The 4,658-nt window shown below is 37.8% G+C and carries 5 protein-coding genes and 1 pseudogene; all 6 read left to right on the top strand.

Annotated elements, in window-relative coordinates; all coding sequences use genetic code 11:
• Positions 1-130 precede the first annotated feature (130 nt).
• Positions 131-325: pseudogene (locus SPL01S_RS25890) on the top strand (IS1 family transposase); the annotation flags it as partial.
• Between the two features lie 48 nt (positions 326-373).
• Positions 374-529, top strand: a complete 156-nt coding sequence (locus tag SPL01S_RS25525) for a hypothetical protein (protein ID WP_169800868.1) — start codon at positions 374-376, stop codon at positions 527-529.
• Between the two features lie 231 nt (positions 530-760).
• Positions 761-1,705 (top strand): PLP-dependent cysteine synthase family protein, encoded by a 945-nt coding sequence (locus SPL01S_RS24035; protein WP_063203182.1) that lies wholly within the window; start codon positions 761-763, stop codon positions 1,703-1,705.
• Positions 1,659-2,906: a diaminopimelate decarboxylase gene (gene lysA / locus SPL01S_RS24040; protein ID WP_162268770.1), complete on the top strand. Its 1,248-nt coding sequence runs from the start codon at positions 1,659-1,661 to the stop codon at positions 2,904-2,906. Before SPL01S_RS24035 ends, lysA begins: the two co-directional genes overlap by 47 nt.
• 3 nt (positions 2,907-2,909) lie before the next feature.
• Positions 2,910-3,845, top strand: a complete 936-nt coding sequence (locus tag SPL01S_RS24045) for a LysO family transporter (RefSeq protein WP_063203187.1) — start codon at positions 2,910-2,912, stop codon at positions 3,843-3,845.
• An 8-nt stretch (positions 3,846-3,853) separates the two neighbouring features.
• A complete protein-coding gene (locus SPL01S_RS24960) occupies positions 3,854-4,513 on the top strand; it encodes an alanine--tRNA ligase-related protein (protein WP_073972100.1) in 660 nt (219 codons plus the stop codon).
• Positions 4,514-4,658 lie beyond the last annotated feature (145 nt).

Raw genomic sequence — 4,658 nt, forward strand, 5'->3', positions numbered from 1 at the left:
AAAGCGCAGATACTGCTCGTACTCTTCTTCGCCGTAGAACAGGTTCAGCAACGGCGTTTTGTAGAACGACTGCCACATTTCCCCCAGCAGGAATGCAGATATCGCCAAAGCATTGCCAGGCAGTGCTGGCGTACTGACTTCCTTTGCTGTGAGCATGTTTACCCGCTATGACTGGCGAACTATGCCAGATAAGTGTCAAAGAAGAAGCATTTGACCGGCAAGATTATTACCCAACGTATTGAACGCAATAATCTGCTTTTCGCGCTCTGTCGAACACCACGAAAAGGTCATAGGTACATTTATTGAAAAATACATGTTCAACTAATTGGAAACATTACCAACAAAACTACAGGGAATTTTCAGAAATACGAATATGACCAAACAAAGTGTACAGACCCACTTTTTTTATGATCGTATCGGCATAGGAAAAGGAAAAGGAAAAGGAAAAGGAAAAGGAAAAGGAAAAGGAAAAGGAAAGTTTTCGATATACATGAGCCAAAAACCATTAGGTTATCTTAAGTTAAATTAGGGAATCTAATAATAATTCCGACATCATTAGAAAGTTTATAACCCTAACTTATTTGATTAAATAGATATAAATAGTAAATTTTAATCTTCAATTAACTGATTGTTCCGAAAAAATGATTAGATGTAGTTTTTTTTAACCACCATAGTGATATTGTACCTTAAGAAATAAATTGATCTTATACCTAAAATTAATTTACATATGCGTAACTTTACTACGTATGAAGGGATGCATATGAGTATCACAACTAAAGTTAAAGGAAACAGCTTGCTATCATTAATTGGTAACACGCCTGTTGTTAATATATTGCAAGATAAATACCCATTAGCTGATGTGAAGGTAAAACTTGAGTCCTATAACCCCGGTGGTTCGATAAAAGATCGCGTAGCACAAAAAATTATTGAAGATGCTGAAATCAATGGACTTATAAAACCAGGTTTTGAATTGGTTGAAGCTACATCAGGAAACACCGGACTTGGCCTGGCTTGGATTGGGCGACTTAAAGGTTATAGAGTAACTATAATTACCCATGACCGTGTCAGTAAAGAGAAGACATCTCTTTTAAAACATTATGGTGCGAATGTAATTATAATGCCTTCGGATGCCCCTGCTGATTCAGATGACAACTATGTCAATGTAGCCAGGCGCTATGCCAACGAAAAAGAAAGATTCTTTTGCGACCAGTTTTTCAATAATTCAAACAGCCTCGCCCACTATCAAACTACAGCGCCAGAACTTTGGATTCAGGGAGGCCGAGATACTGATATAATTATCTGTGGCGTGGGCTCAGGTGGTACGCTTATGGGAATAAGTCGGTATTTTCGTGAAAAAGGGAGTAAGGTTCGATTTATAGTTGCTGATCCGCAAGGTTCAATTTATAAGTCATACTTCTCGGGTCAAGAATATTTATCAGGGGAGTGGAAGATTGAGGGGATAGGTTCTAATTTCATTCCGGGTATACTTGATGCTGGATCCGCCGATGAAGTTTACTCGGTTAGTGATGATGAGGCATTTTTCACCTGCGAACTCGTTAGAAAAGACTATTCAATTGATGTCGGATTATCCAGCGGTGCAATAATATCTACAGCAATTAATATTTTGAAAAATGAGTCAGGTAAAAGAATCATGTGCATTGCGCCAGATTCTGGAGAGAGATACCTTTCAAAACTGCTTGGGTAAAAATATGGATATTAAAAATATTGTTTGCAGTCTTAACGATAAAGTTAGGACTCCGTTTTATCTTTATGACGAGAAAGTCATATTAGAAAACATTAACCGCCTTAATGATGTTTTTTGTAAAAAGAATTTCGGTGTTTTATATGCTATGAAGGCAAACTCAAACCCCTATATTTTAAAATTGGTTAAAAATGCTGAAATGGGGATTGATGCTTGTTCAGTAGAGGAAGTAAAAATAGCACTTATCTGTGGGTTCAGTCCGGAAAGTATATATTATAACGCAGACTGTTTAAACAGTGACGAGATAGATTTTGCAGTAGAAAGAAATGTAAATTTAGTCATAGGTTCGTTGGATGCCCTTTATTACCTGGTTAAAAAACATTCTGGCCATGAGTTGAGTTTACGGCTGAATTCAGGAATTGGTGCTGGTCATTCAAGTAAGGTTATTACTAATGGTGAGCTTTCTAAATTCGGAATTAACTTTTCAGATATACCCGAGGCAATCAGGTTATGTAAAAATGGAGGATTGAAAATAGTCGGCATTCACTCACATACAGGGTCTGGTGAAATGGGAATAGCTAGTTATGTTGAGAACGCTAACGTTATGCTTGACATTTCACTACAATTTGACTCCCTTCGCTTTATAAATTTCGGTGGTGGGTTCGGCTATGATTATAAAGATCATCAGGAATATGACATTGACTCTTTGAGTGAAAACATTCGTCAACTAAGCAGCGCCCGAGGTGCCAAAGATAACATAAGACTCATCGTCGAACCTGGGAGGTATCTCGTTGCAAATACCGCTATTCTTGTCAGTAAGGTATGTTCTGTCAAAGAATCCTCATCTCGTAACTTCCTCGGTCTTGATACCGGACATAATCATTTCCCTCGGTGTTTCTATTATGATGCATGGCATGATATTGAGAATATCAGCACGCTGAGTAATGAGATGATTTCTTATGATATTACCGGTTACCTATGTCAATCTGGTGATATTTTTGCCCGACAGAGACTTCTTCCTAAAACTAAAGTAGGAGACTTGATTTGTATCAAGGATGTCGGTGCCTATGGGTACTCTATGAGTTCAAACTTCAACTCAAGGGTCAGACCTGGAGAATACCTGGTCGATACAGAAGATAATTTCAGCATGATACGTCGGCCAGAGTGCTTTGAAGACATAATATCCACTTTTAACTTGGACTAACTAATGAATATTGCACTATATAATTTAGCCCCCATTCTTTTTGCTTTTATCTTGGGGTTTAACTTTAAACGAATTTATTCAAACGTCAGCATGTATATTATTGAAAAAATTTCTAATTTTTGCCTTTATTCTCTTTTGATTCTAATGGGGATTACCGTTGGCTTTATACCGGACATTGCAGAAAAACTTGGCAGTGTGGGAATCACTGCCATAAGTATCGCACTAGCATCATCTCTATCAATTGCGGTGGTTTTGAAAGTATTCTATTCAATTGGCAAGGAGGCTCACCGTAGCAACAAGGCACTGGATAATCAACAAGAAGTTGCTTTCAACATTATGGGGTATATTAAAGATCCAGTCTTACTGGGTGGGCTTGTTATTCTAGGGTTTGTATCCGCATATTATAATATAGTTCCCAGGATCGACTATGACTTAACCATCTCCTCTTTGTTATACTTGCTTATATTTATAATTGCAGTAAAACTTTCATTTTCTGGTTTGAATCTGAAAAAAATTTTCTTCAATAAGAAAAATTTAATCATGACTTTTTTGACGGTCCTTGCTTCGTACGCAGGTGCTGCCATTGCATCCTACTTTCTCCCTTTGACTCTCAGTCAAAGCCTGGCGGTAAGTTCTGGTTTTGGTTGGTATACGTTATCAGGGATATTATTTACTAAAATGGGCGATCCATTATTAGGGTCGGTAGGTTTTCTTTGTGATCTTTTCCGCGAGGCGATAGCGTTGTTACTGATACCTACATTATCAAGAGTGGGTAATGGGAATATTGCTATAGCTGTAGCGGGAGCTACTGCCATGGACGTGACTTTACCCATTATTGAGAAACACTGTGGGGTCTCTTATGTTCCTGTTGCATTACTTTCAGGTGGAATCATTACAGTTATTGTCCCATTTCTAATCCCATTTTTTTATTCAATGTGAGTTAATGTATGCTGAAAACAAAACGATTATTTGATGATAAACCCTATGAAACCCTGTTTGAATCGGTGGTAACTCATGTTGGTGAAGGGTTTATTATTCTTGAGCAAACACTTTTTTATCCGTTATCAGGAAATCAAAATTTTGATATTGGTTTTATAAATGGACATCCGGTAACAGAGGTTCATGTGGAATCGGATAGTGATGGCAAACTTAATCTAAATGCACCCATAAAGCATTTTATAGATACCTCTACTTTTTCTATCGGCCAACATGTTCGCGGTGATATTGATGAAACACGGCGAATTAAGACCATGCGCTTGCATACCGCAAGTCATCTCATTGAATTTTTTGTGAAAAAATTACCTTATTTTTTATCGGTAGAAGGTTCGTTTGTTGATGATGTAAAGGACCGTACTGATTACTCTCTATCAAAAAACATAGACCAAAATTTATTACGGTTAATTGAAAATCAGGTTAATGATTTTATAGCACAGGCCCATTCAGTTTCATTTTCATATCAATATGGAGTTAGATTTTGGAATTGCAATGGTATTGAGATGCCGTGCTGTGGGACACATGTTTCCAACACTAAAGAGATAGGGGAAATCAGGCTTTCCAGAAAAAATAAGGGAAAAGGGCTCAATCGCATAGAGGTAACCTTAGTTTAGAGAAATGATTATTCAATACCTAAAGTATGTACTCATATTCATTCTCGGTCGCTTCGTGGCGGCCGCTCAGGTCGACCTTCATCATTCATGTGGAGGCATGGCCCGCAAAAGAATACCACCTAAAGGGGGGCAGTTTCACTCAGGG

Origin of the sequence: Serratia plymuthica NBRC 102599 (assembly GCF_001590925.1) — a bacterium.
In the GTDB taxonomy this organism is placed as follows: domain Bacteria; phylum Pseudomonadota; class Gammaproteobacteria; order Enterobacterales; family Enterobacteriaceae; genus Serratia; species Serratia plymuthica.